Annotated in this window: 22 protein-coding genes and 1 pseudogene; 7 read left to right on the forward strand and 16 right to left on the reverse strand. The window is 68.0% G+C overall.

Going from position 1 to position 26,892, the window contains the following annotated elements:
* Window positions 1-286: 286 nt before the first annotated feature.
* Together NA3_RS10905 and NA3_RS10910 are read left to right on the forward strand one after the other, a co-directional pair.
* Window positions 287-1,771: a DUF4226 domain-containing protein gene (locus NA3_RS10905; protein ID WP_128145118.1), complete on the forward strand. Its 1,485-nt coding sequence runs from the start codon at window positions 287-289 to the stop codon at window positions 1,769-1,771.
* Window positions 1,771-2,961, forward strand: a complete 1,191-nt coding sequence (locus tag NA3_RS10910; protein ID WP_227995348.1) for a transglycosylase SLT domain-containing protein — start codon at window positions 1,771-1,773, stop codon at window positions 2,959-2,961. Before NA3_RS10905 ends, NA3_RS10910 begins: the two co-directional genes overlap by 1 nt.
* Before the next feature lie 12 nt (window positions 2,962-2,973).
* On the opposite strand, the gene NA3_RS10915 is transcribed toward NA3_RS10910, so the two are convergent.
* From NA3_RS10915 to NA3_RS10960, 10 genes are all read right to left on the reverse strand, one after another.
* Entirely contained in the window at window positions 2,974-4,125 is a 1,152-nt protein-coding gene (locus NA3_RS10915; protein ID WP_062963397.1) for a C40 family peptidase, read from the reverse strand.
* A 335-nt stretch (window positions 4,126-4,460) separates the two neighbouring features.
* A complete protein-coding gene (locus NA3_RS10920; protein WP_128145117.1) occupies window positions 4,461-5,297 on the reverse strand; it encodes an NlpC/P60 family protein in 837 nt (278 codons plus the stop codon).
* Between the two features lie 114 nt (window positions 5,298-5,411).
* A complete protein-coding gene (locus tag NA3_RS10925) occupies window positions 5,412-7,934 on the reverse strand; it encodes a hypothetical protein (RefSeq protein WP_062963399.1) in 2,523 nt (840 codons plus the stop codon).
* 15 nt (window positions 7,935-7,949) lie between these two features.
* The gene (locus tag NA3_RS10930; RefSeq protein WP_062963400.1) at window positions 7,950-10,475 is read right to left on the reverse strand and encodes an ATP-binding protein; all 2,526 of its coding nucleotides are present in this window, start codon (window positions 10,473-10,475) and stop codon (window positions 7,950-7,952) included.
* Window positions 10,475-11,002: a hypothetical protein gene (locus tag NA3_RS10935; RefSeq protein WP_063917412.1), complete on the reverse strand. Its 528-nt coding sequence runs from the start codon at window positions 11,000-11,002 to the stop codon at window positions 10,475-10,477. The genes NA3_RS10930 and NA3_RS10935 overlap by 1 nt, the downstream gene beginning before the upstream one ends.
* The gene (locus NA3_RS10940; RefSeq protein WP_062963401.1) at window positions 10,992-11,261 is read right to left on the reverse strand and encodes a hypothetical protein; all 270 of its coding nucleotides are present in this window, start codon (window positions 11,259-11,261) and stop codon (window positions 10,992-10,994) included. The genes NA3_RS10935 and NA3_RS10940 overlap by 11 nt, the downstream gene beginning before the upstream one ends.
* Before the next feature lie 18 nt (window positions 11,262-11,279).
* Window positions 11,280-12,290 (reverse strand): conjugal transfer protein, encoded by a 1,011-nt coding sequence (locus tag NA3_RS10945; protein ID WP_227995349.1) that lies wholly within the window; start codon window positions 12,288-12,290, stop codon window positions 11,280-11,282.
* Window positions 12,291-12,375: 85 nt separating this feature from the next.
* On the reverse strand, window positions 12,376-13,527 hold the full coding sequence (locus NA3_RS10950) for a GAF domain-containing protein (RefSeq protein ID WP_227995350.1): 1,152 nt from the start codon (window positions 13,525-13,527) through the stop codon (window positions 12,376-12,378).
* Window positions 13,528-13,750: 223 nt separating this feature from the next.
* Complete coding sequence (locus NA3_RS10955) at window positions 13,751-14,641, reverse strand: ROK family protein (protein ID WP_062963403.1); 891 nt, start codon at window positions 14,639-14,641, stop codon at window positions 13,751-13,753.
* Window positions 14,642-14,686: 45 nt separating this feature from the next.
* Complete coding sequence (locus tag NA3_RS10960) at window positions 14,687-15,151, reverse strand: hypothetical protein (protein WP_128145114.1); 465 nt, start codon at window positions 15,149-15,151, stop codon at window positions 14,687-14,689.
* 281 nt (window positions 15,152-15,432) lie between these two features.
* Between NA3_RS10960 and NA3_RS10965 the strand changes: the two genes are divergently transcribed.
* From NA3_RS10965 to NA3_RS10975, 3 genes are all read left to right on the forward strand, one after another.
* Window positions 15,433-16,140 (forward strand): MerR family transcriptional regulator, encoded by a 708-nt coding sequence (locus NA3_RS10965; protein WP_062963405.1) that lies wholly within the window; start codon window positions 15,433-15,435, stop codon window positions 16,138-16,140.
* Window positions 16,141-16,189: 49 nt separating this feature from the next.
* Complete coding sequence (locus NA3_RS10970; protein ID WP_062963406.1) at window positions 16,190-17,695, forward strand: bifunctional phosphatase PAP2/diacylglycerol kinase family protein; 1,506 nt, start codon at window positions 16,190-16,192, stop codon at window positions 17,693-17,695.
* Window positions 17,696-17,778: 83 nt separating this feature from the next.
* On the forward strand, window positions 17,779-18,204 hold the full coding sequence (locus NA3_RS10975) for a DUF6508 domain-containing protein (RefSeq protein ID WP_128145112.1): 426 nt from the start codon (window positions 17,779-17,781) through the stop codon (window positions 18,202-18,204).
* Here the strand turns inward: NA3_RS10975 and NA3_RS10980 are convergent.
* The 3 genes from NA3_RS10980 to NA3_RS10990 are packed head-to-tail and all read right to left on the reverse strand — an operon-like array spanning window position 18,201 to window position 21,315.
* Window positions 18,201-19,004, reverse strand: coding sequence for an SDR family NAD(P)-dependent oxidoreductase (locus tag NA3_RS10980; RefSeq protein ID WP_372464243.1), 804 nt, complete (start codon window positions 19,002-19,004; stop codon window positions 18,201-18,203). The genes NA3_RS10975 and NA3_RS10980 overlap by 4 nt on opposite strands.
* The gene (locus NA3_RS10985; RefSeq protein ID WP_062963409.1) at window positions 19,001-19,942 is read right to left on the reverse strand and encodes an alpha/beta hydrolase; all 942 of its coding nucleotides are present in this window, start codon (window positions 19,940-19,942) and stop codon (window positions 19,001-19,003) included. The genes NA3_RS10980 and NA3_RS10985 overlap by 4 nt, the downstream gene beginning before the upstream one ends.
* Window positions 19,939-21,315 carry a flavin-containing monooxygenase gene (locus NA3_RS10990; protein ID WP_062963625.1) on the reverse strand — a complete coding sequence of 459 codons (1,377 nt, stop codon included), beginning with the start codon at window positions 21,313-21,315 and terminating at the stop codon, window positions 19,939-19,941. Before NA3_RS10990 ends, NA3_RS10985 begins: the two co-directional genes overlap by 4 nt.
* 156 nt (window positions 21,316-21,471) lie before the next feature.
* Here NA3_RS10990 and NA3_RS10995 point away from each other — a divergent pair, with 156 nt between their 5' ends.
* Both NA3_RS10995 and NA3_RS11000 read left to right on the forward strand, forming a co-directional pair.
* Window positions 21,472-22,101 carry a TetR/AcrR family transcriptional regulator gene (locus NA3_RS10995; RefSeq protein ID WP_062963410.1) on the forward strand — a complete coding sequence of 210 codons (630 nt, stop codon included), beginning with the start codon at window positions 21,472-21,474 and terminating at the stop codon, window positions 22,099-22,101.
* A gap of 131 nt (window positions 22,102-22,232) precedes the next feature.
* Window positions 22,233-22,937, forward strand: coding sequence for a DUF8020 domain-containing protein (locus tag NA3_RS11000; protein WP_062963411.1), 705 nt, complete (start codon window positions 22,233-22,235; stop codon window positions 22,935-22,937).
* Window positions 22,938-23,055: 118 nt separating this feature from the next.
* Here the strand turns inward: NA3_RS11000 and NA3_RS35495 are convergent.
* The 3 genes and pseudogenes from NA3_RS35495 to NA3_RS11025 all read right to left on the reverse strand — a co-directional run bounded on the left by NA3_RS35495 (window position 23,056) and on the right by NA3_RS11025 (window position 26,779).
* A pseudogene (locus NA3_RS35495) lies at window positions 23,056-24,502 on the reverse strand (ArnT family glycosyltransferase).
* Window positions 24,499-26,097: a sensor histidine kinase gene (locus NA3_RS11020; protein ID WP_062963415.1), complete on the reverse strand. Its 1,599-nt coding sequence runs from the start codon at window positions 26,095-26,097 to the stop codon at window positions 24,499-24,501. Before NA3_RS11020 ends, NA3_RS35495 begins: the two are co-directional and overlap by 4 nt.
* Window positions 26,075-26,779: a response regulator transcription factor gene (locus NA3_RS11025; protein ID WP_062963626.1), complete on the reverse strand. Its 705-nt coding sequence runs from the start codon at window positions 26,777-26,779 to the stop codon at window positions 26,075-26,077. Before NA3_RS11025 ends, NA3_RS11020 begins: the two co-directional genes overlap by 23 nt.
* Window positions 26,780-26,892 lie beyond the last annotated feature (113 nt).

Raw genomic sequence — 26,892 nt, forward strand, 5'->3', positions numbered from 1 at the left:
CCCCTGTGTTCACTGTCGGACAACCTCCGATCGCGAGTTCCGGGCTCAGGGCCGACATCGATACACAGCATCGAAACGCTCCGGCACGGAGCGATACTCGACCTACTCATTGTTAGCGATTCCCAGCAGTGGGAATTCCTGTTCATCACCGCACCAGTCAGGATGATTCAGGAGGATCCGGGCGGGTCGGAGGAGTGTGCACAATGTCGAATCTCCGCAGCGGAACGCCGCCGATCGAGATGTACCGCAATGGTTTCCGGCGTCGCATGCCACGAAGTGAGCCGCGATGACGAGCGCCGAAGTCTGGCAGGCCACCGAACCGGCCGATACGCAGGAAGCGCCCGCATCCGACATCGGGGCCGAGGCAGCGGATACCGGTAGGACGACGCCCTGGAGCAAGCCCGCCAGGCGGGGCCGCGGGGTTTCCGGCGCGCCGATTCCCGGTAGCCCGGCACCGTCGCACACCACGGCGACGTCCGATACCGCGGCGCCGGTCTCGGCCTCCGCGGCATCGAACTCACCGTGGGCGGCCACCCGGCCGACACCCGACCGTCCGGCGACCATTACTCCCGCATCGGCGGCGAATTCCGCTGCGCCGACCGCGAATTCCGCCGCGGCGCCGGCGGTGACCAACTCCGCCGGGCCGGCGGCGCCCGCGGCCGGCTCGGGCCTCGTGACACACCGGCCTACAACGGCGACAGCCGACACCGGCGCCGACGACGGCCCGATGTCCGATCCCAGCGCCCTCACCGCGGCGATGATGCCCGCCATGAGCATGTTGCCCGTGCTCGCCTCCGCCCTCGCCGGCCTCGGTAAGGGAAAGGGCTCGGGGGCACAGCAATCCGGTTCCGGCAACGGGGCCGGCGCCACCACCGGCGCGCTGACCCCGGAGGCCCAGCAGGCCCTCGACGCGCTGCGGAAACTCAAGGAGACCTACGGCGACGAAAGCAAGACACCGACCACTCCCGACAGCGGCTCCGGGACCGGACGCCTCGACACCGCTACGGCCACGAAGTACGCCGGCACGGGGAAGACGGCGGCGCAGATCCGCGCACACCAGATGTTCCAGCGCACCGCCGCGACGGCGTTCAATACCCTCGACAACGACCTCGTCGACTACATGCGCCGCCATGCGGGAAAGCACATCCTCGACAAGAAGGCCGTCACCCAGCTCCTGCGCGATGTCGATACCGCGCTGGCCCAGCTCGGATCGGCGGCCTACACCAGGACCGGACAGCTGCAGGTCCACCGGATTCTCACCAAGGCCCTCGAACAGGCCACTCGCATCGTCGGCGGTGGCAGTGCGAATTCGAAGGACGCAGCGGCCGAAATCAACCGCCTCACCAAGCAATACATGTACAACCTCGCCGGACAGCAGCTTTCGCCGTCGGGCGGATCGGGCACGACGGTCGGCGGCACCGTGGGGCAGTGGATCCAGCAGGCGCTGGGAGTTCTGTCCGCCGCCGGAATCGATACGAGCCGAATAGATTCGGAGGCGATCGCGATCATCATCCAGCACGAATCGGGTGGTAATCCGTCTGCCACCAACAATTGGGACAGCAACGCCGCGAACGGAACTCCGTCGATCGGCCTGATGCAGACCATCGGCCCGACCTTCAATTCCTACGCGTTGCCCGGCCACCGCAACATCTACGACCCGGTCGACAATATCGTCGCGGGAGTCCGGTACGCGATCTCTCGGTACGGCTCGGTCAGCAACGTGCCGGGTGTGGTCGCCGTCCGTAACGGGCAGCCCTATCGGGGCTACTGATGGCCGGGACGCGAGATTCGGCCGAACCACCGGAGGGCGCCGGACCCCAGACCGGAATCGCCACGTCCGAACCCCGGTCGCGCCCGAGCCGATCTCCGGCACCGGCACCCGCGAGACCCCGAGGCGGTCTGCCCTCGGCGCTGCCGGGCACCGGGGCGGCCACCGCGACCGCGCCGAGCTCACCGGCGCTCTCCGCGGCCGCTCCGTCCGCGAGCATCGCGCCGGCCGCGTCCCTCGCCGGCGGTTCGGATATCGCGATGCTGGCCGGGGCTGCCGCCCCACTGGCGATGGCCGCGATGAGCACCTTGAACTCGATAGCCGGCCACTTCGGCGAGGGCGTCCCGACCGCGGAGACCGGCGGGTCACCGGCACCACCGACCCTCACCGATACGGGCGCTCCGACCGGTCCCATCGCCTGGGACAGCGGTGCTGGTGCACAGTATTCGACTGTGCGGCAGGCACATTCAGCGGAGTCGGGCGCGATGGGCGAGGTGAATACCGAGCTGCGCCGCATTCTCGGAGGCACGGTCGAGGACACCCTCGCGGGTCGGGCGGCGATGGCCGCGATCATCGCCGAGACCGACGCCGCGCTGACCGCGCTCGGCAAGGTCGGCACCGGTGCCACCGCGCAGCGCCAAGTGGTCGCTGCCCTGGATGCCGCCCTGCAGCGCGCCGGTTCGGTCCTGCGCGGCGGGCAGGCGCAGTCGGCCGTCAGCGCGGACCAGATCAACGCACTGGCCGCACGCTATATCCGGGATTCCGGTGGCGGCCGTCCGACCTCGATGTATCGAGCGGCCGGAGCGAGCGGCGGGCCCCCGGGCACGCGGCCGGCGGGGGCGGTCGGCCAATGGATCGATCAGGCGATGCAGATTCTGCGTCAGAACGGATACGACACCAGCCGGATCGATCCGGCCGATATCGCCACCATCATTGCGCACGAATCCGCCGGGAATCCGCACGCGATCAACAATTGGGACAGCAATGCGGCAGCCGGAACGCCGTCCAAGGGTCTGATGCAGACCATCGACCCGACCTTCGACGCGTATGCCCTTCCGGGACACCGGGATATCTGGAATCCGGTCGACAATATCATCGCCGGTGTGCGGTACGCGATCCATCGCTACGGATCGGTGGATCGGGTACCGGGCATCGTCGGCATGCATCGAGGGACCGGCTACGTCGGGTACTGAGTACCGCGCCCCTCAGCTCGCCCAGCGACTCGCGTGATAACTCCTGGGCAGATTGACCACTCGCACCACGGCTCCGGTATGCGGCGCCTCGATGCACTGGCCGTTGCCGATGTACATCATGACGTGACCGGGATTGCCGTTGTTGAACTCCGAATCCGGGAAGATCAGATCACCGGGCTGGATGGCGTTCGGGGCAACCTTCGGCAGCTCGCGGTACTGCGCCGAGGCGACCCGCGGAATCTGCACACCCGCGGCCCGGGCCGCGTACTGCGTCAAGCCGGAGCAGTCGAACGAATTGGGCCCTTCCGCGCCCCAGACGTAGGGATCGCCCTGCTGCTGCAGAGCCACCTGGACGGCCCTCTGCGCCGCCGACGATGCGGTTGTCCCGGCCGGCTGGGTGTATTGGCGGCCGGCCAGGTTGTACATGTATTGCGTGGTGAGGCGGTTGATTTCGGCTGCGGCCTCCTTGGAGTTCGCGCTGCCGCCGCTGACGATGCGGGTGGCCTTCTCGAGGGCCTTGGTGAGGATGTCGTGCACCTTCATCTGCCCGGCCTTGGTGTAGGCCGCCGAGCCCAGTTCGGCCAACTCGGTGTCGACGTCACGCAGCAGCTGTGTGACGGCGTTCTTGTCGAGTTTGTGCTTGCCGGCGAGGCGGCGCATGTAGTTGACCAGGTCGTTGTCGAGCGTGTTGAACGCCGTGGCCGCATTGCGCTGGAACAGCTGATGTGCCTTGATCTGCGCGGCGGTCTTCCCGCTGCCGGCGCTGCTGCCGGACCCGGTACCGGTGTCGAGTTGTCTTCCACCGCCGCCGCTGTCGGGAGTGGTGGGGTCCTTGCCCTCGTCGCCGTAGGTCTTCTTGAGTTTGTGCAGCGCGTCGAGCGCCTGCTGGGCCTCGGGTGTGAGCGTGCCGTTCGAGCCGGATTGCTGTGCGCCCGAACCATTTCCGCCGCCGCCCTTACCGAGCCCGGACAGCGCCGAAGCGAGCATGGGCAGCATGCTCATGCCCATCATCGCGGCCGGCAGGATCGACATCATCGTGTCCGGATCCAGCGGTCCGCCACCGCCGTCGTGCCCGTCCTCGCCTCGCCCGGCCCCGCGCTGCGGCTGAACGGCACCAGCACCGGTACCGGGCGTGGCCGCTTGTACCGGGCCACCGGTACCCACGGTCGAGGCCCCTACACCCGAGGGGATCGATCCGGACGACGCCGGCGGCGCGGCGGGCGGGGCAGCGGGAGGTGCGGGCGCCGACGGCGCAGCGGGAGGTGGAGCGGCGGGTGTTCCCTGCCCCGCCGGGGCCGCCTGCTTGCTCGGATCTCCTTGCGCCCCACCCGGTCCGGGAACAGACGGTGCCGACGCACCCGATCCCCCCGGCTTCCGGTGCCCCGGCTTGGTCCACGGCGTACCCGGACTCGGCGGATTATCACCGTCCTGTTCTGTTTCGGCGTTCGGGTCCGGTTCCGGAACCGGGTCGAGGCCGGTATGCCACACTTCCGCACTGGTCATGATCCGCTCCCCAGGACCCGTTTCACTCGTACCCCGTCACCACTGGGCATGCCGGTCTCCAGCACGCCTCCTGATATCGGGTCGGCGGTGACCACCGCGGCCGGGCCGACCGCGATACCCACCCTGGTCGGCGCGTGCGACCGATAGTCCCAGAAGACCAGGTCCCCGGCCGAGACCTGGTCCGCTTCCACCCGCTGCCCGCACAGGCCTTGGGCGGCAACGGTATCCGGAAGAACGACGACCGAGGAGACATCGGTCCCGGGGTTCTGCGCGGCCCGTCCGCAACCCGCGGCCGCCGGCGCGGGCTCGGCTCCCGCCCGCCCCGCGCTCGCGGTGGGGTCACCGGGCGCCGCGCCCAGCAGCCCACAGCGGCCCGTGGTCCACACCGCCGATGCCTGATAGATCACGTTCTTCACCAGCGTGGCCGCCGCCATCGACTGTCCCACCTGCGCGAGCGCGACCTGACGGGCGCAGTCGACCGCGGCACCGGCATTGGTCACCCGCAGCGCCGGCAATTGGTACGGCGCGGACCGCATCGCCGTCACACAATCACGCTCCCACCCCGACACCTCGGAATCGTCCGGGGCGATGGTGAGTTCGGCGAAGGGATTGGTGGTCGGAATGTCCGACGGCCGGATCGTCTCGGTCGTTCCGGTGTTCACACCGGTCTCGGTGGTGCTGTGCTCATCGGGTCCCAGCGCACTGTCGCACTGGTACCGGAAATCCGCCGAGGCCGCCGAGCCGGAGCTGTCGGTGGCGACCACCAGGACGGTGGCCAATCCGAACACTGCCGCCACCGCGAGCAGCCCCAGCCATACCCACGCCGGGATCATCGCGAGGAGTATGTACCGACCCAGCATTGCTCACCTTCCGGCCTCGGTAGGACCGCAGCGGATAATTCGCGCCCCGCGGCCTCCTGAACTCTCGCCGTCGACCATCGCCCGCACCTACTTGAACCTCGCGGCGACCGGCGCGAGCGTGGTAGCCCATTGCGCGGGCGAGCCGCTGGTTCCCCTCGGTGTCACCGAGTTCCACGGAGTGCCGCTGACTCCCGCCACCCAGTGATCGGTATCGACAGCGGCGTCGATGAGATTTCGAAGCTCACGAATATGGTCGCCGTTGGTCAGATCACCGAGCATTTCGTGTGTTTTCGCGTCGATCAGCTTCGCGTGCTCGTTGCCGATCCACTGCCGCATGCGCTTGGCACCCGTGCGGCCGATACCCGCATCGATCAACTCCTGAGCGGCGTTGCTGATGGGACCTCCGCCCTTCTTGGTGAGTGATTCACCGTTGATCACTTTCTGGAGTGCGTCGATCCGCTCCTTGCGATCTCCGTGCAGGTCCGACATGTACGCTTCCACGTACGTCTTTTCGTTGGCACTGAGATCGACACCGCCCGCTTTCATCCGGCGCAGTACCCGCGACGCCTGGCCCAGAGTCGCGAAGTCGGCGGCCACCTCATCTGCGCTGGCATCTCCTCTCATCATCAGACGAGCGGAGTTCTGTGCTCGCCGGACCGCGGCCACCACGAGCTTCAGATCCTTGTCCGCCAGCGATTCGTCATCGGATGCCTTGGAGATGATTCCGCGCGACCGCAGCACGTGATACAGCATCTTCTCGTCGCGTACGCCCGATCCGATCAGCGCGCCCATGGCGTCCGGGATCGTGCCACCGACGTCGAGTACACCCTGCAGGCCGGCGGCCAAGCCCATGACCGAGTTCTTCCCGCCGTAGGCGTTCATCTCGGCCTTCGCCGACCGCGCGAACAACGGGCGGTTCAGCATCGACTGGGCATACGAGCCGAATCGGCCACCGAATCGCGGGTCGTCCACCCACACGCCCGCCTGCGCGTCGGTCATCAGCTTCTTCAGCTTCGACTGCGGGTGAAAGCCGCCCGGAAGGGCGCCGAGCAACCATTCGGTCAGGGGCGAGTTCGAGATGGTGCTCGCTCCGGCCATGACGGCCATCATCGTGCCGCTGCCCAGCTTGTGGTGCGCGCCCATCTCGCCCATCCCCAGCGCATGGCCACCGCCGCCACCACCGCCACCGCCGCCGCCGCGCCCCGGATTCTGGATGGCCAGTGCGAATCTGTTCGCCACCCACTCGTTTCCGCTGTCCAGACTGGCGGTCAACCGCTTGAACTGGAGGAAGCCGACGATCATGACGATGGCGCCGATGACGAAGACCGACATTTCCTGGCCCTTGGCCTGCCGGAACAGATCTCCGAAGAACAGCAGATAGACCCCGAGCGCGATGATCTGGACGCACATCCGCACCGCGGACATCATTCCGTGCACGACCGCGCGCACGGTGAAGGTCTGGGTCGGACCGTAAACCAGTCCGCCACCGGCGAATCCGAAGATCGTCATGATTCCCCAGTACACCGAGTCCAGGGCCGACCAGATGATCTTGAGCGACAGATAGGCCGCGAAGACGAGCAGGATCGTCGCGGTGATCAACAGCAGCAGACCGGCCCCGATTTGCCCGAAGCTCGGATTGTTCGCCGCGTCGGCAGCCGCCTGGTCCCCGCACGCCTTCATTCCGTCCTTGATCTTGCCTTCGCTTCCCGACCGAACACCTGCCGACCAGGCCGCGGCGCACCCGGGCCGATCATCGACGACGTGGCCGAAATTCCACACCTGCAACGGACGGCGGGCGAAATTGTCGGCCATGTCCTGCTGCAGGGTCGGCACCATGGCGGACGGATCGGGATTGCTGTTGCCGTTCAATCCGGCCGACACCGACAGGCCGACATTGCGTCCCTCGGCCAGCAGCCCGTGCGAGGACAGCACCTCGCCGAGCGGATCGGACAGATAGACCGGCCCGATCACCGCGACGACGAGCATCGTCAGCACTTGGACCACGGCCTTGGCGTGAAAGCCGCGCTGGAAGAAGTAGGCGGCGAAGAAGGCGCCCAAGGATGCGAAGGTCGCGAGCATGATCGGCGTCGCCAGTTGCCCGGACAGGGCGTGCGCCACCCCGTTCAAGGGCACGCTGAACACATTCATCCAGCCGAAGTCGAGCACCCAGCCGACCATCCAGGCAGGCAGGGTGACCAGCACCATGAACAGGGCGAACAGCAGGCCGAGCACGATCGCCAGCCCCGTATTGCCGGGATGCAGGATGCCGCCGTGGTTGGTGGCGTAGACGTAGTCGGCGAGCGAAACTCCGAAGGAGTCACGGACTTTCGTCCAGCCCAGCGCGCTGTTGCCGCCGGGCCCCTCGGTCTCGGTCTGGACCGCCGCCGTGGCGGCCGCGCCGACCACCACCGGGACGACCAGGAAGACCACCGCGACGATCACCGACCAGGTGATCCACCGGCGCCGCCGGGTCGCGGTCAACCGGCGCCGGCAGCGGCGGGCGACCACGCGCGGCTGCCACTGCTCGGCGTCCCAGAACTCGAGCTGTCGCGAGGCATCGAACAGTCGCGGACCGCGACGGCGGTCGAGGGCTGCGCTAGGGGTACTCATCGGCCGGACTTCCGCTCACACCGGCACCTGCCGGGCCACCACCGGCCGGCGCGCGCCCGCACCCGCGGTCTGCGGCGTACTGCCGATCGCCTCCGCACGATCCGGCCGGGCCGGACCGAAGACCTTTCCGCGGCCGATGCGGTTGAGCGCGTCCCGCATGAACATCTCGCCGCGGCGTTCCTCCGGCACGGTGCGTCCCGGACCGCTGGGCGGTGACGTCTCCTCCCTCAGCACCTGCAACAGGAACGGGGTCTCGTCCAGGTCGACACCCAGCCACTGCAAACTGTTGCGCGCCAGCGTTTCGTCGCGCTGCCGGAAGACGAAGCGGTTCGGGATCAGGTTGTGTGCCGCGCCCTGGAAGTCGGTGGCCGGATCGTGTGAGGCCAAACCGATGGCGGCCAGGTGCTTTCGGCCGTCGCGGCTGAAATCGGAGGTGACGGCGGAACCGACGTGGGTCTGGGTGAAGTGGTGGGCCTCGTCACCGACGAGGAGTCCGAACCTGCCGTTGTCGGACAGAAACGCCTCGCGCGCGGCGACTCCCACGAGCTCGTAGAGTGCGGTGCCCAGCCGCTTGGTCAGCGGCAGCCGGTTGTAGAGGTGCGGGGTCGTCAGCTCCTCGGCCGTCGGCAGCGCCAGATTGTGGCTGCGTACCACGGTGGCGGCGGCATCGAGCCGCAGCACCGGCAGCGTCGGGTCGAACAGCACCGGCACCCGATCCAGGATCGTGCCCAAACGGGCGGCCAGATCGGCGAATTCGTCACCGTGGCCGGCGTCGCGCAGCCGGCACACCACATGGTGCAGATCCAGCATGCTGCGGATGCCGTGCTCGGCGATGCCACGCGGCGTGAGCAGACTACTCATCGCCGCACCGGCACCGGAGGTCGGCGACAGATCCAGCAGCGGCAGAATCGAATCGAGCGTGCGCTCGCCGGCCACCCGGGGCGCGAACAGCCGCAGCGGGTCGAGCGAGACGGTCGGGTTGCTCAGATCGATGACGACCGCGTCGTCGATGGACGTGGCGAAGTACTCCCACTCCCCGACCTGACTGCGGTCGATGGCGAGGAATTGTCCGCCCATGTCGTGGACGAGCACAGCCATCAGTTTCAGGAAATACGACTTGCCCGAACCCAATTCGCCGGTGACCGCGAACGAGGCGGACAGGTCGTGCAGCGCCGCCTCCATGATCCCGAAATGAATGGGCTCGTAGTTGCCCGAGAGCAGGTTCACCCCGATGACGGGGCCGCTGTCGTCGCCGATCTGACTGGTCGTGAACGGCACGAAGCCCGACCACATGTCCGAGGGCAGAATGTGCGCGAAGTCGTCGTAGGCGCGCCGGTGCGGACTGCCCGGGATCATCATCGACCACAGATCGACCTGGGCTCCCAGCGGCGCCGTCATCTCGACCTGGAAACGCTTGTAGCGCCGCTTGAGAGTGTTGACGGCGTCCATTGTGGTCTCGTGTGAGGAGCTGCCGACCGCGATCACCGTCGTGAACGAGACCTCGGATTCACCGCTGTTGACCTCGAAGTGATGGTTGTACTCGGCCAGCATCGCCGCCTTGGACATCAAGGTGTTCTGCGCGAAGGAGATCTCCTGGTCGCGCTGATCCATCTGTTCACCGAGGCGCCGCAGATTCAGTTCGTTGCTCTTGAGGACGGATTCGGCCGGTTTGGTCGACACTCGCATCGCCCAATCCACCGTGACGTCGTCCATTCCTTCGAGCACACCGAGGAATTCGCTGCCGCCGGGAAAAGGCATACCGCCGTAGGGGAATGCGTGCGGGGTGAGCATGGCCTGATACGACGGGCGGAATTCGTAGTCCGGCTGGACCACCTTGATCACCGGCACGAACGACGGGCGCAGGCGGCGGCTGTCGGCCTGGGCTCCCTCGTCGAGGGCGGCGGACCGGAAGACCGCTGCGGTGGCATCGTCGATGACTCCCGCGCGGGTGGGCGCGACCGGATCACCCGCAGCGCCACGGGAGAGATAGTGCTCCCACAACCACTGGAATATCGCGGCCGGCACCGGGACCGGATCGAAGTCACCGCCGATCCGGGACAGGATCTCGTTGGCCTTCTCGTCGTATTGATCGAGCGCCTCACGCGAAATCGACGAGACATCGACCGAGGTCGAACCACTGCGCCACATGCGCGACAGCCCCGAAATACCGGCGCCGGAATTTCCCACCGGAATGCTCAGCAGGAATATCCGCGTCTGCGGCAGGATCGCCTGCACCCGCTCGTAGGAGGCGACCACCTCGAGCGCGTAGTCCTCACATTCGTCGAGATCCACGCCCTCGACCATCTTGCTCAGCACGTCGAGCGTATTGAGCCGGGCCTGGATGCCCAGCAGCAGCGAACCGGCGGGCAGGCTGTTCACCAGCGCGTGGTGCGCCGATTTCACGTTGTGTTTGTCGCCCGATCGGCGCAGTCCGTAGCCGAGGGGATTGATGAAATAGGTGGCGGTCACCAGGCCGGCGTGCGTGAACTGGAGGTTTCCGCGCACCGCCGCGGTCGGCTGCAGATCGCGAACGAATGCCATCAGCCACGCTCCCCGGCCGGCACGCTGTCGTTGTCGCTCACCTTCGCCAAAGTCCTACTCCATCTGTCGAGCACATTGCCGGGCAGTACGCGGGTCCCCGGTCGTTGCGGTTCAACGGCATCGGCCCGTCGGTCGGGCAGAATCACCACGATGCTCTCCTCGACGTACATCGTGTGCCGCGCGGAGTCGGCCGTCACCGGAATTCCCGAGGCGGACACCGGCTTTCGGAACAGGATCAACCGCCCTACCCACATCACGCGGGAGGTCAGCCGCACGCCGGTGTACGGAATCAAGCCGATGCCGAACACCACGGCGACCGTCAGCGCCACCCCGATCAAGAAGGTCACCGCCGGGTTGATCGGCAGCGTCATCGCCAGAACAGAGGCGATCAGGATCACCACCACACCGGAGATGATCTGCGGCAGGGTGTAGGGCCCGAACGGAAGCTTCTGCCCGTTCTGGGCCTTGCCGATCATGATCGGGACACGTTTGATCGGCGTGTAGACCTTGATCAGCTCAGTGGCCATACACTCCGCCGACGGGCTGATCCGGCACGATGCGGTTGGAGTCCACCCGGGCGTAGTTCACCACGGTGGGCAGGATCCAGAACAGGATCGCCGCCACGATGGCCGACGCCGCGACGCCCAGCACCTTTCCGGGGGACAGTTTCGATTTCACCCCCTCGGAGATGAGCAGCGTCATACCCGCGATCGCGATGATGATGATGCCTGCCCAGCGCACGAATTGCAGGATGTTGTAGAGGATGTACCCGAGTTGACTTCCCATGACGCCGTCCTTTCCGGATCAGTTCTGTGTCGCCGGTGGGACCGAGACCGCGGTCGACGGTGCGGTGGTCGGAGTGCCGGAAGCGGACGCCTTGCCGGAGTCCTGCGTCTGTGCGCCGGAGACGACCGCCATCGGATTGCGAAGGGCCGGAAGCGCATCCATCGATTGCACCTGCCACTGTCCCGAGTTGCGGATCATCGTGAGCGGATAGGCCAGCGTCGGGGCGGCGCCGGCACCGGCCTTCGGATTGATCGTGGCGAGTATTTTCGCCGAGCCCGCGCTCGCACCACAGCTCGCGTCCTCCGACGACACCGTGGTCGTCTCGACGGCCGTGTACGGGGCAGGCTGCAGGGCCGCGATTCCGGAGTTGGGTGTGACGTAGCGGGCGACGTCACCGGATCCGGTGAGGTAGGCCGCCAGGAATCCGGAGGCCACCTGTGCCAGCGGAGTGTCGGTGCCGCAGGAGATCTCGTAGTTCAGCACCAGATCGTTGCCGCGGCCGGGTGCGCCGACCGCCGACGGGAGTGCCAGCGCGCGGCGGCGACCGTCGGCGGCGACCGAGACCGGCACGCGGTAGTACTCGCGAAGTCCACCCGCCGCACCGGTTTTCGCGACGCGCACCGATACCGTCACCGCCCAGACGTCCATACCGCTGGTACCGATACTGCGCGAGGCGAAGACCACGATCGGATCGGACACCTGCCGAGGTGTGGACGGAAGCGTCATCTGCTGTGCGCCGACGAATTCGGCGAGCTTCTCCTGCTGCCCGTTGGTCGCCGACAGATATGTCACCACGAATTCCTGCGCGAACGATTCCGCGAGTTGCGCATTGCCGACGAGCGTGGCGGTCGTGGCATCGGACGGTCCCGGCGGCGGCGTGGCGAACCAGCTCAGTACCGCATGCCCGCCACCGAGGACCGCCAGCACGGCGAGCACGGCGAATACGGCGTTGTCGCGGCGGCGGCGAGCGGCCATCCGGCGAAGTAACTCCTCGCCCGAATCCGCCCGTCTGCCAGCCGATGTCCGCACTCTCGAAATGGTAGAGAGCTGCACCACGCCACCCGTTTCAACTATTCCCCGGGATGGGAACTCCGCCGGCGATACCGGCCCGTCGTCAATACACCGGGCTGCGATTCATTCGAAAGGCGAGCCGGTGCTGAAGTTGATCGTCGTAACCGATCGGCACCCGATGGTGGCGCGCCGCGAACGCCTCGCGATGCGGTTCCATCATCGGGACATCGTCGGCGACCCGAACCAATTGCGCGATGGCCAGCTGCCGCGTGGAATATCCCGGGTACGGATACAGCAGCATCGAGGTCGGCGTGTAGCTTCCGCCGTAATTGAGCGCTCGCACCGTGACTCCCGCCGTATCGCCGGCCGCCAGGCGTCCGCTGAGTTCGATCAAACGGCCGCGGTCGTCGGGATGGAAGACGTCGACCGGACGGAACAGATAGTCCCAGCGCATCCACGGCGCCGGATCGGTGAGCCAGTGCGAAATGCTGGTGTGCTCGAGTTCGATGACCGCCAGATGCGTTCCGGCTCGCCGATGCGCCTCGCGCAACCCGACGCGTTCGAGAGTCGACCACGTCGCCGGCTGATCGTCGGAGGACACATCCTCGATCAGCCACCACGCGCCCCGGGTGCGGTCGTCGTCGCGCGCGCGGATGGTGACCCGCCATCGGCCGGGCCGGCCGGAGCTGTGCGGAACCGCGACGTCGAACTGCATCTTGGCGCCGGTCTTGGGCTCATAGAGCAGATCGAGCACCTCGGAATGACGATCGAAGGCCGTCATGCGGTGGAACACCTCGGCGATCGACATCCGGGGCACGTACTCCTGCACGTCCACGCCGGGTAATCGGGTGATCCCACTGGGCTGCTGCACGGTCTGGGAATCCAGATCCCAGATCGCGCCGACCGCGGGCCGCGGCTCGGCGGCCGGGGCCGCTGCCGGTCCGATCCAGAGCCGCAGGCCGTGTACATCGCCGGCCGGGCCGAAGACCGGCCGCAGTTTCAGTTCGTGATGTCCGGCTCGGGTCGGAATCCGCAGATCCACTTCCTCGGCCCGGTCCCGCGCCGAGTGCAGCGCATCGGCCAGCCGCGCGGTGGTGAGGCTGTCGTAGACCGCCGGCATCTTCGCCAGCACCCGCTGCACGACTCGCTGCCAGCTCGCGAACTCACGCGGCGTCTCCCCCACCGATGCCACCGTCATCACATCCGGCATCAACGTCTCAATGGTTATCCATGGGATTACTGCGTCGCTTCGCATCGCGCTCGCCCGTACCAGCCGTTCCTCCGGGGGATCTGACTCCGACGAGTCAGCTCGTTACCTGTTTAATGTACCGTTAGATAGCGGTTCGATCAACAGGATGCGATATTTCCGCAGGTAGCGGGTCGGCATTCGAAGGCAGAACAAACCGACCGGAGCATGTCATCCCACCATAGGACGCAACGTGCTCCGGTATCGGCTGTTCTGTGGAGTGCGGTTTCGGTCAGGCGCCGGCCATGATGCCGAGGACTCCGGCGCCGGCCAGCACGCCGATGTCATCGATCTCCGACGGGATCACCCGCAGCCCGGTGAGGAATCCGATGCGGGCGTGCGTCGCCACCGCCGCGTTCAGCGGTTTCCACAGTGCCGGACCGGCTTTGGACACCGTGCCACCCAGCACCACCAGGTCGAAGTCGAGCAGGGGGGCCACCGAGGCGATCGCCCGGCCCAGTGCAGTGCCGGCGCGATGCAACCCCTCGGTCACCACGGAATCCCCGCCCGCAGCCGCGGCGTTCAGTTCGGCCACGGTCGTGCCGCCGAAGCCCTGCGCACGCGTCCAGCGAAGCAGCGACCGCCCGCCGGCCACGGCTTCGACACAGCCGCGACCTCCGCATTCACAGGGGTCGTCGAAGCCCGGCACGAGCACGTGACCGAAATGCCCTGCGTTGCCGGTGCGCCCGACGACGGAGAACCCGCCGACCGATACGCCCGCGGTGATCCGGTCGGAGACCAGCACCGACAACGCGTCCATGACTTCACCGGTGGCGCCGAAGTTCCGCTCCGCCAGCGACATACAGACCCCGTCGAGACCGATCTGTACATTGGCCGCCGGGAACAACGCGCGAACCGCCTCGGTCAGCGCGAAACCGGTCCGCCACTCGGGTATTTCGACGGGCGCCACCACACCGGCGGACATGTCGATCGGGCCGGGCGAGGCGATTCCGACGGCGGTGACGTCCTGACCCTCGGCTGCCTCGACGAGCAGGTCGCGGCATACTTCCCAGGTGCCGGCAGCCGGTATCGGAACGCGGCGGACGTCGTCTTCCTCGACATCGTCGGCCACCCGGCATGCCGCGAAGCCGTCCACACCGATCTGCAGAGCCAGAACCGTCATTCAGTCACCCACCGCCACAATCGTTTCCATCCATCCGCGCGTTGGTCACGCGCCGATCCCGGTCGGCCGCAGCCGATGCCCGAGCACGATACGCCGCCGTGGAGTGGGCGGCGCGGGTTCGGCGCAGACCGGCCGCGTACCTGTGCGAATGATCCGCAGCGGACGTTTGTGGTCGATAGGGGCGGTGCGGTGGCGGTCGAGGTTCTCCACGATCTTGCCCGCGCTGTCGTAGGCGACACCGGCCCAGATCATGGCGCGGGGACCGTCACCGCGCGTGATGAGAGTCTGTGCGAGCTGGGAACATTCGGCCAGCAGCGGGCAGCCGGAACAGATTCGTACTGCGGCGCGCCAGGATTCGAGGTTGCCCACGTCGAGATCCCAGTCGTCGGGGCCGTCCGCGCAGGGCGGGCGATGCGCGGCGCGCACCGGTGCCGAGGCCGCGGGAAGAGGTGAAAGCGCGGTCGCCACAGGGGATCCGAGGGGAAGCCGACGCGAGTGCAGAGTGCTCATTTCCGTCTCCGGGGATGCCGAGGACACACGTGTGCAATCACCGTGTGGTTCGCAGACGTGGCCCATGGTCGGGCGGGCATCGGGGCTGCTCAACAGTCCCCGGCAACCAGCAGCGAACTGCTGTACTCGGCACGTTAACCCACGATTTGGCTGTCAGCAACCACTTCCGCCGCTATTTAACGGCACATTGACCAAGTCGTTGCACGGATGTATCGTCACTTAACGGGACGTTTTTGTACGGTCCGTTTTTCTACGGGGTAAGTTGTGATTTCCTAAGAGGTATGGCTGTGCACTCGGAGTACACGATCGACGAGCTGGCGCGGGCAGCAGACACCACCGTGCGCAGTGTCCGCGTGTACCACGAACGAGGGCTGTTGCCGTCGCCGGAGGTCCGGGGGCGCATCGGCTACTACGGATCCGATCATCTGGAGCGGCTGCACACGATCAGCCGGCTGCTCAGCCGAGGTATGAAGCTCAACGGAATCCGTGAACTGCTCGAGGCATGGGATCGTGGCGACGGGCTCGCCGACGTCCTCGGGGTCAGTGACAGTCCGGGCGAGCGCGAACCCGTTGCCGCGCAGGAGAAACCGGCCGTCGACGACCCGCTCGCGGATCTGCCCGACTACGTCAAACAGGCGCTGGCCGGCAGTTCCGACCCCCTGGATGCCTATCGGGTCGCCAATCCGCGGTGCGGCGATCTCGCCGCGCGCCTCATCGACAGCGGGGTGCCCGACACCACCGCCTTCCAGCTCGTGGAGCGGCTGCGCGCGGACTGCAATCAGATCGCCGATCGCTACGCCACCGAATTGTTCTACTGCCTGGCCGGGCAGGCCTACGAGCGCTCGCAGCGCGACAGCAAGGACCGCGCGCGGCTGGAGACCGAGGTGGCCATCGCCCGCCTGATCGTCACCCGCGCCGCCTCCGAGCTCATCGACCAGGCCTTCGCCCGGCACGCCGAACTGCCGGCTCCCAACGAGCCTGCCCGATAAGTCCGGTTGTTCGACGTGTCCGGCGCACCGTGCCGGTACGCTCGGGTGAATGCGCAGGCCTCTCGTCCCGCGGCGGGTTCGCGGAATCAACACGCTGGATCGGCGGCTGGTCGACCGGAGCGCGCGGTTGCGGCCGAGTACCGCCGACACCGTGCTGCGTTCGCTGAGCCACGCCGCCAACGCCAACCGGCTGTGGATCGCGGCGGGTGTGGGCGCGATCGCTGTCGGGACCACGGCTCAGCGCCGGGCCGGGGCGCGCGGACTCGTCGCCGTCGGCATCGCGAGCGGGCTGGCCAACGGTGTCGGCAAGCCGCTGTTCCCGCGGCGCAGGCCACCCGCCGAGGCGGTGCCGCAGATGCGGCGCCTGATCTCACCGCCCATCTCCTCGTCGTTTCCCTCCGGCCACGCCGCCTCGGCGGCGGCGTTCGTCACCGGAGTGGCGCTGGAGTCACCGGCGCTGGCGGTCGCGGTGGCGCCGGTGGCGGCGGCGGTCGCGTATTCGCGGGTCCACGTGGGCGTGCACTGGCCCACCGACGTGCTCGCCGGCGCGGCACTCGGCGCCGCCGTCGCGGTCGGCACCAGGCGGTGGTGGGCGGTCCGTCGCGACGAACCCGCGACGGTCGGGCCGGCACAGCGGGTCGAACCCCTGATCGGCGGCGACGGCCTGCTGTTGGTCGCCAATCCGAACTCCGGTAGCGGCGACGGCGGCGGGCTGCTGGCCGATCTGATCCGGAAGCTGCCGGCCGCGACGCTGCTCGAACTCGGCGACGACACCGACTTGGATGCCGAGATCGACCCCCTGGTGCGATCCGGATCGATCCGCGCGCTCGGCGTCCTGGGCGGGGACGGCACGGTCTCCGCGGTCGCGGAAGCGGCCGTGCGGCACGGGCTTCCGCTGGCCGTCTTCCCGGGCGGCACCCTGAACCACTTCGCCCGGGACATGGGGATCGAGGATATCGCCGCCACCCTCACCGCGCTGTCCTCCGGGCAGCTGGCGCTGGCCGACACCGCGCGGGTGCGCCTGGACGACGGCAGCGAACGCACCCTGGTGAACACCGCGAGCCTCGGCGGTTATCCGGATTTCGTCCGATTGCGCGAACGCTGGGAACATCGCATCGGCAAATGGCCGGCCGCCGCGGTGGCGATGGTGTGCGTGCTCGTGCGCGCCCAGCCGCTGCGCACCACCATCGACGGCGTTCCCGCGTCGGTGTGGATGTTGTTCGTGGGCAACGGAATCTACCGTCCCGGCGATCAGGTGCCCACTGCCCGAACCGATCTGCACGGCGCCGGTCTGGATATCAGGTACCTGCGCGCGGACCGGCGGTTCTCGCGGTTGCGCCTGATCTGGGCGTCGCTCACCGGCACCCTCGGCGATTCGCCCACCTACGTCCACCGGCATGCGGACAAGTTGCGGGTACGCGTGGACGGGCCGCCGATCTCGCTGGCCACCGACGGCGAAGTCGACGCGCGCGGAACGGCTTTCGAGTTCATCGGCGATCCTTCGACACTGCCGGTGTTCCGGGTTGCCGACCGCGATGCGGGGCCCCGCCGCTAACCCGCACCGGAGACTGCGCCGAGAAGAAGTACACACCTCATGGTATGAAATCCCTAGTTTTCACATGATGGAGGTGTCGGATCGTGACGCAGGCCAACCCCATGACGGTCGAATCGGCCGAGGCCGCTCTGGCCCGGCTGACCGCCCACGATCGCGGCGTGCTCACCGATCTGGTGTGCCGGGTCGACAAAGCGGCCTCCGGCACCGCTGCGGCCTGGTCGCGGAAGGCGTCGCTCGTCGACGAGGTGGTGCGCTTCCTGGTCGATCGGCATCTGCTGCTGACCCATTTCAATTGGGGCGCTTGGGAAGAAGGCCAGCAGGCGATCCAGCGCCGTGACCGCGCGGCGCTGGCGACCTGCACCGCGCAGCAGTGCCTGCAGTACCTCACCCTGCTGGTCCGCGCGGACCGCTTCACCGAGGGCACACTGGCCTCGGCCTTCGAGTCGGGGCTGATGCAGGCGCTCCTGCACCGCCTGCATCAGCACACCTACCCGCACGCGGGACGTTAACCCTCGGCCAGTGCCCGCACCCGGGCGAGGACGTCGGGATAGCGCTTCAGATGTGCGCCGCCGTTGAGATCGATGGCCGCACCCGTCATCCAGGCCGCCCGGTCGGAGGCCAGGAATGCCGCCATCTCGGCGATCTCCTCGGGTCGACCGCTGCGCCCGAGCGGGGTGTTCTCGAGGTATTCCTCGGTCAGCCCCGGCACGTAGGCGATACCGGCGACCAGCGGCGTGTCGACCAGGCCCGGACTGATCGCGTTCACCCGGATCCCGCGCTCGGCCAGCTCCAGCGCCGCGACCTCCACCAGCATCAGCACACCCGCCTTGGCCGAACAGTAACCGGCCATTCCGGTACCGGGCTGGCGGCCGTTGAGGGAGGCGATGCAGGTGACGGATCCGCCGTCGGCGAGGTGGCGGCCCGCGTATTTGATCGCCAGGAACGATCCGGTGAGGCAGACGTCGACGGTCGTTTTCCAGTGTGCCAGTTCGAGTTCGGTGATCGGGCCGGGTAGCGACAGGCCCGCGCAGTTCACCACCGCGTGCAGGTCGCCGCTCGCGTCGAAGCCGGCCGCCACCGAGGCCTCGTCGGTGACGTCGAGCGCCACCGCGCTCGCCGCATCGCCGATCTCCGCCGCCACCGTGCGCGCGGCCTCGAGATTCACATCGGCGACCACGACGCGAAAACCGTCGCGCGCCAGTGCATGTCCGGTGGCGCGGCCGATACCCGAACCACCGCCGATCACCATCGCGCCCCGGGGCTTCGGCGCCGCCTCGGGCGCGTTCGCCGCTCCACCGATTGCGCTCATCGCTGCGCTCCCGGGGTGGCCGCGTGCTCGGCGGCGAGATGACGGGTCAGGAAGTGCACCTGATGGCCGACGGCGGGCTCGAACCAGTCGTTACCGGCGAAGATGTCGAAGTGGTCGCACGGATAGTGACGCACCTCGGCACGGGCGGCGAATGCGGCCTTGGCCGCGGCGTGGGCGGGCGCGGCGCGGTCGAAGTCGGCGATCTGCATCAGCACCGGCGCGGTGATGCGCGCGGCCCGCCGGTCGGCGCGATAGTTGCCCAGTTCCAGCCCGATCGCCGCGTCGACCTCGTTGCGCCAGGTCGGTCCCGCGAGTGCGGTATAGCTCTCGTAGTAGCCGTCGGCGGTCAGGGCGGCATGGTCGCCGGGCCTGCCGACCAGCGGCATCATCACCCGATTACCGCCGAATCGCCCGGCCAGGGCGCTGCGCACACTCGACACCGTGGATTTCGCGATCGCCGCGGCACCGACCTGCGCGAAAGCGACTCGGCCCGCGGCCAATCCGTTCACCAGCGGCACGAGGGCGACGACCGCGCAGATGTCGGTCCGGTCCGCGGCGACGGTGAGGGCGTGGCCGCCGGACAGCGAAATACCCCATACCACCAGGCGATTCGGATCCACTCCGGGTTGCCGTGCGGCCGCGGACAGCGCGGCGCGGTAGTCCTCGGCCTGCGCCGCCATCGAGACCCGCTGCCGGGGTTCGCCGGCGGAGGCGCCGAAACCCCGGTAGTCGAAGGCGAAGACGGCCAGTCCGGCCGCGGCGAGGCGCTGTGCGAACGGTTCCAGTCCGGAATCCTTCGTCCCGCCGAATCCGTGCGCCATCACCACGACCGGGCGGCCGTCGGGACCGTCGAACGGGCCGTCCGGCGCACCCTCGAAAAACCATGCGTCACAGGTCGTTCCGGCCGAGGTGAAGTCGACCTGCCGATACGTCGTCACTGCGTCACTCCCACCGGTCGATCCGTCTCCGCCACTCGAGCCCACGGTGGCGGCCCCGACAGCCGCGCCCGCTCGGCGCCGGCCGGGATCTCGCGCACCCGCATATCGTGTTCGTAGAGGAAGTAGTCCACCTGCTGGGTGTGCCGGGCACTGGGCACCATATGGCCGGTGTAGTACTGCTGTTCGGCGACGATCACCCGCCGCATCTCGTCCGCGGACGGCAGTCGGTAGCGGCCCACCGCGTATGCCCCGATCAAGCGCGCCTGACATTCGACGAAGGGGAACAGGGTCGGGGTGGACTGGGCGAATCCGGCGAAGGCCAGATCCTCGATACCGGGCAGGAACATCCGCTTGTAGAGATCGATCTTGTTGTCCGGAGCGCTGATGAAATCCGGGTCGAAGAACGGGAAGGTGATGTTGTAGCCGGTGGCGTAGATGATGACGTCGAAATCGTCGGCGGTGCCGTCGGCGAAATGCACAGTGGCGCCGTCGAATCGGTCGATATTCGGTTTCGGGATCACATCGCCGGAACCCAGTCGCAACGGTAGTTCCACCGATTGGGTCGGATGCGCCTCGAAGAATTTGTGGTTCGGTGTGGGCAGACCGTAGTTCTCCGGACGTCCCGCGGTCAGCGGCTGCCCCCACTGGGCGATTTTGCGCTGCCAGGAGAACGGGATGTACGGGCTGGTGCGGTAGTACTTGTCGGCCGGCTTACCGGCGATGTACTTCGGCACGATCCAGGCGCCGGAGCGCGTGGACAGCGTCAGCTTGTTGCCCAGCGCCTTCGACGACAGCTCGACCGCGATATCGGCGGCGCTGTTCCCCAGCCCGACCACCAGAATGCGCTGATCGGAGAAATCCATCGGGGTGCGCGGGTCGATGTAGTGGTGGGCGTGCATGGTGCGGCCGGTGAATTCGCCCGGGAATGCCGGATAGCGCGGATCCCAGTGGTGCCCGTTGGCGACGACCAGGAAATCGAAGTGGCGCACCTCGTTTCGCTGCGTGCGCAGCTCCCAGCCGCCGCCCGGCAGACGCCGCGCGTGTTCGACACCGTTGCCGAATTCGATGGCACGGTAGAGGTCGAAGGCGGCGCAGTAATCGTCGAGATACTGCTTGATCTGGGTGTGGTGCGGGAAGTCCGGGAATTCCTCCGGCATCGGGAAGTCGCGGAACGACAGCTGATGTTTGGAGGTGTCGATGTGCAGGGAGCGATAGGCGCTGCTGTGCCCGTTCGGATTGCCGAAGGCCCAGTTGCCGCCGACCCGATCCGAGGATTCGAAACACACATACGGCACCCCGTAGTCGCCGAGCATCTTGCCGGCGGTCAGACCGCTGATCCCGGCGCCGATGACCGCGGTACGCGGTTGATACATCACCACTCCTTTCACACCAACCGGTGAGCAGAGTAGACACATTGTCGATAGTGTCTACTAGTAGACACATTCTCAGATCTGTCCACACATTGCTAGGGTTTTCCCGAAACCGATCGACGACGAATCGGTGCGGGTGCACGGCGAAAGGGGCGGCGGATGAGCGAGACGACGACCACGACGGTGGTCGACCGGCTCTTGGAAGCGACACAGAAATTGTTGGCGACCAAGGGGATTCGCGCCACCACCATGATGGAGGTGGCCGAGGAGGCGGGGGTCTCGCGCGCCTGGCTGTACCGGCATTTCCCGGACAAGCCCGCACTGATCGGCGCCGCGATCGTGCGACTCACCGACACCTGGTGGAACGATGCCCGCGCCGAACTCGACCGCATCGACACCTTCGCCGAACAACTCACCATCGGCGTGCGCATCGGCCGCGGCGCCTATGACGATCCGGGTGCGCTGCTGATGCGCCTGCGCTCCTCCGAACCCGAGGAGTTCGCGGCCTGCGCCGGCGCCGGCGTCACCGCCCTCGTTCCCGCTCTCGCGGCGTTCTGGCGCCCGTACGTCGACCGCGCCGCCGAACGCGGCGAAGTGCACCCCGGCCACGACCTGGCCGAGGTCGCCGAGTGGGTGGCCCGGATCCTCATCAGCCTCGGCACCGTTCCCGGCGACACCATCGACCCCGACGATCCCACCGCGGTCTCCCATCACCTGCGCACCTACCTGCTGCCGGCCCTGCGTCACGCGCCCGCCGGCACGTCCGAGCGGAGCCGCCGTTCCACCTGATCACGGATCACGCCGCGCCCCCTTCACGGCACGCGGCTGGTACACCGAATGGAAAATGGAAATCGTTTCCGTTAATGTCTGATGCCGCTCCCTCGAGCGCTGCGCAGAACACAGAACGGAACAGAGATCAGATGAACAAGATCACCCGCATGACCGTCACGGCGATGACGGTGGTGGGCGCGTTGGGCGCCGGTTCGGCTATCGGATCCGCCGCTCCCACCGCGGCGGCAGATCACGTCCTGAGCACCGAGATCATGCCGGGCGTGCAGTACACCAGCTCCACCGCGGATCAGTCCGTGGTGATCGAGACCGCCACGGCCACGCTCGTCGCGGCGGGCGGGCAATTCCAGGTCCGCGACGCCTCCGGCGCCACGGTCGCCGGTGTCGCCGCCTTCCCGACCGAGCCGAAGGCCCTGACCGCCGTCCACGCCGCCCCCGAGGTGCGGGCAGCGGTACGCGCGGCGACGCCGGAACTGCACCTGGAGAACATCGACGGCGATCCGCAGACCGCGCGCTTCGATGCGGCAATCCAGGCCGCCGTCAACGAATTCGGTCTGGCCACCAGCGTCGGAACGATGACCGGTGGTCTCATCGGCCTCGCGGTCGGCTGCGGAGTAGGCGCCGTAGCGGGCGCGGTGTTCGGCGCGCCCGTCCTCGACGCCGCCGGACTCACCCTCATCGCCGGCTGCCTGGCCGGAGCGGGCGTCCTGGGCGCTATGGGCGCCATCCTCGGCGCCGCGCTCCTCGGCATCCCCGTCGGCATCGCCTCCGCGATCAAGTTCCAGCACACCATGAACCAGCCCTACGAACAGCCCACCCACGACGAGAGCAACTGAGGACGGACGGCGCGATTACCGTCCACCGGCCCCGGCGCGGAGCCGCTGAGCACGAACTCGCAGTCCGCCGAACGCGAATCGGGACCCCGCCACGAAATGCGGGGTCCCGATTCGGTGGTCAGTCGGTGGGTCGAGTCAGGTCGTAGACCGTCGTTCCGCCCACTGTTATTGCGGTGTAACGGAATTCGATCCAGCTGGTGATCTCGCTCGCGCTGCCGGAGCCGCCGCCCGCGAAGAAGTAGTGGATGTCACCGTTCTTCACGTACTGCTGGAACTGGGCCAGGGTGGGCGAGTTGTCGCTGCCGGTGAAGCCGCCGATCGCCATGCTCGATGTGCCGGTGGACAATTCGAGGCTGCCCGCCGACTGTGCGCCGACCGTGGCGGCCGCCCAGCGGTTGTTCGCACTCTTCAGCAGTTCCTGCAGCGCGCCGCCACCGAACCCGCCCATGCCGTGGCCACTGTCGGGCCCGGAGGTCGGAATCGACCCGCTGTGCGGGGGCGGCGCGGGTTCCAGGGCGTAGGCGGCGGTGCCGGCGAAACCGACAGCAGTCCGGCCGCGGCGATCACCACGGTCATCGTGCCGAGAGCGTGCGCGCCGGCGATGAGGATCGCCGCGATCACGATCGAGCCGATCGCGACGATCCACCGCAGCGCCGGATACCAGTCGGGCGTGCGATCCAGCAGGACGAAGGTCCACATCCCGGCGGCCGCCGGCATGAGGCCCAAGGCCGCACGCGCCGAACGGAATTCACGTCCCCGCCACAGTTCCACCACCGCGATGCCGACCAGCGCGGCGATAGCCGGCGCCGAGGCCACGGTGTAGTAGGGGTGAATGGTGCCCTGCATGAAGCTGAAGACCACGCCGGTGACCAGCAGCCAGCCGCCCCACAGGATCAGGCTCGCGCGGATGCGTCCGGTGCGGGGTGTGCGCCGGCGAACACCGGCAGCACGATGAACGCCTGCATCATCTTCGCCAGGAATCCGAATCCGATGGCCACCCCGGCCACGGGCAACCACCAAGCGGCGCTGTCCTTTTCGATGGACCGCACCACGCAGTAGGCGGCGGTGGTGAGCAACAGCACGAGCTGCGCATCGGGATTGTCGAACCGGAACATCAGCACCGCGACCGGAGTGAGCGCCAGCACCGCGCCGGCCAGGATGCCGGGCCAGTGCCCGGCGACTCGCCGCACCCCGGCGTACAACACGGCGACGGCGGCGACACCCTCGAGCGCCTGCGGCACCAGCAGACTCCACGAGTCGAAGCCGAAGATGCGCGCGGAGATGTCCATGACCCACAGCGCGCCCGGCGTCTTGTCCACGGTGATCGCATTGGCGGCGTCGCTGGATCCGAACAGCATCGCCTTCCAACTCTGCGATCCGGCCTGCACGGCCGCGGCGTAGAACTCGTTGGCCCAGCCGGCGGCACCGAGATCCCACACGTACAGCAGCGCGGTGGCCGCCAGCAGCGCCACCAGCGACCGCTGCCGCCACCGCGGGCTCGCCGCCCGCGTCGGTGGCGGTTCGGTCACCGCGGCCGGGGGCGTTTCCAGCACAGTCGTCGTCATACGTCGATCGTCATCGACCGAGGTGGTGGACACCTTGGGCTTCGCTGGGTGCCGGCTGTGAACGGCAGCCGGACGGTGAAAACGGTACGGCCGGGCACACTGTCGAGGCTGATCGTGCCACCGTGCGATTTCACCACCGCCGCGACGATCGCCAGCCCCAGACCGCTGCTTCCGGCCCGCCGGGAGCGGGAGGAATCGCCGCGCGCGAACCGTTCGAACACCTCCGGTTGCCATGCGGCGGGGATGCCGGGGCCGTTGTCGGCGACCCGCCAGACCGCGGCACCGGTACCGTCGCGCTCCAGCGAGACGGTGACCGTGGTGCCCGGCCCCGTATGCACCCGTGCGTTGGCGAGCAGGTTGGCCAGCACCTGATGCAGCCGCGCCGCATCACCGGTGACGACGATCGGTTCGTCGGGCAGATCCAGATCCCATCGATGGTCCGGGCCCGCGATATGGGCGTCGCTGACGGCGTCGACGGTCAACCGAGTCACATCCACCGGCTCGTGTTCGAGGCCGCGCCCCGAATCCAGCCGGGCCAGCAGCAGCATGTCCTCGACCAGCGCCGTCATCCGCCGCGATTCCGAGTCCACTCGGTTCATCGCGTTGGCGACGTCGCCCGGCACCTCGGCCCGTTTCCGTTGCGCCAGTTCGGCATAGCCGCGGATCGCGGCCAGCGGGGTGCGCAGTTCGTGACTGGCGTCGGCGAGGAACTGCCGCACCCGCGTTTCGCTGGCATGGCGGGCCGACAAAGCGCTGTCGATGTGATCGAGCATGCGGTTGACCGCGGACCCGAGTTGTCCGACCTCGGTGCGCGGGTCGGCGTCGTCGGCCGGAACCCGCACCGGCAACGCCACTTCGCCGCGATCGAGCTGCAGATCGGCCACCCGGGAGGCCGTGGCGGCCACCCTGTCCAGTGGTGCCAGCGCGCGGCGGATCACCCAGATTCCCACGGTGATCGCGATCACGAGCACCACCGCGGTGACCACCACCAGGATCAGCAGGACCCGCATCAACGTGGCGTGGACCCCGGTCAGCGGCATACCGGTCATCACCGTGGCCCCCGACCAGGTCGAATTCGCGACCACCCGATAGGAGCCCTGCCCGTCGAGGTCGACGGTCACCGGGGTGCCGTCGGACGCCACCCGCGCCAACTGCTGCCGGGCGGCCGCGGACAGGCTGGTCTGGGTCCCGTCGGCGTCGATCTTGGCGGCGATGATCTCGGTGCCGACGATACTGGCGCCGACGGTATCGGCCTGAATACCGCGCCGGTCCAGGAAATCCGGTCCCGGCCCGCCGTGGTTCGGCGGCGGCCGATTACCGTGGTCCGGATCGCCCGGTGGCGGCCCCAGACTCGGCCCGCCCCCGGCCTCGCCGAGCGAACGCTTCTGCACATCGATCAACTCGGTGTCGAGTTGATGCACGAGAAATTGCTGCAGCGCGAATTCCGTTGCGGCACCGATACCTACGACCACGATCACCAGCAACAGCAGTTGTCCGACGAGCAGTCGCGCGCGCAGCGACCAGCCCCGTGCCGACCACCAGCGGCGGGACCGCCGCTCGGTCGCCGGGACCTCAGCCGGCGGGTTTGAGGACATATCCGGCGCCGCGCAGGGTGTGGATCATCGGTTCGCGCCCGCTGTCGATCTTCTTGCGCAGATAGGAGACGTAGAGCTCGACGATATTGGAGCGTCCGCCGAAGTCGTAGCTCCAGACCCGATCCAGAATCTGCGCCTTGCTCAGCACGCGGCGGGGATTGCGCATGAAATAGCGCAGCAGTTCGAACTCCGTGGAGGTCAGCGTGATTGGTTCGCCCGCACGCGTCACCTCGTGGCTGTCCTCGTCGAGCATCAGATCACCCACGACGATCTGGGCGTCGTTGTCGACGGTGGTGATGCCGGTGCGGCGCAGCAGTGCGCGCAGGCGCAGGACGACCTCCTCGATGCTGAACGGCTTGGTGACATAGTCGTCGCCGCCGGCGGTGAGCCCGGCGATGCGATCCTCGACCGAATCCTTCGCGGTCAGCAGAAGCACCGGCAGATACGGCAGATCGCGGCGCAGCTTCGCGAGCACCTCGAGCCCGGTCATATCCGGCAGCATCACGTCGAGGACCACCACGTCGGGGCGGTTCTCGCGGGCGGCGGTCACCGCGGTGCGGCCGTCGGCGGCGGTGACGACCTGCCAGCCTTCGTAGCGCAACGCCATCGACACCATCTCCGCGAGCACCGGTTCGTCGTCCACGACGAGGACGGTCACGGGACTGCCGTCCGCGCGGCGCATCACGACGCGCTCGGCCGGGGTGTTCGTGGTGGTCATGACCCCAGTCTGGGAACGGCTGCTCTGCGCCCGCTGTGCCGGACCTGGGGGTCGGCTGTGAGGGCGGTGGTCGCTGC

It is taken from the genome of Nocardia africana NBRC 100379, from assembly GCF_001612635.1.
GTDB classification, from domain to species: Bacteria; Actinomycetota; Actinomycetes; order Mycobacteriales; family Mycobacteriaceae; genus Nocardia; species Nocardia africana.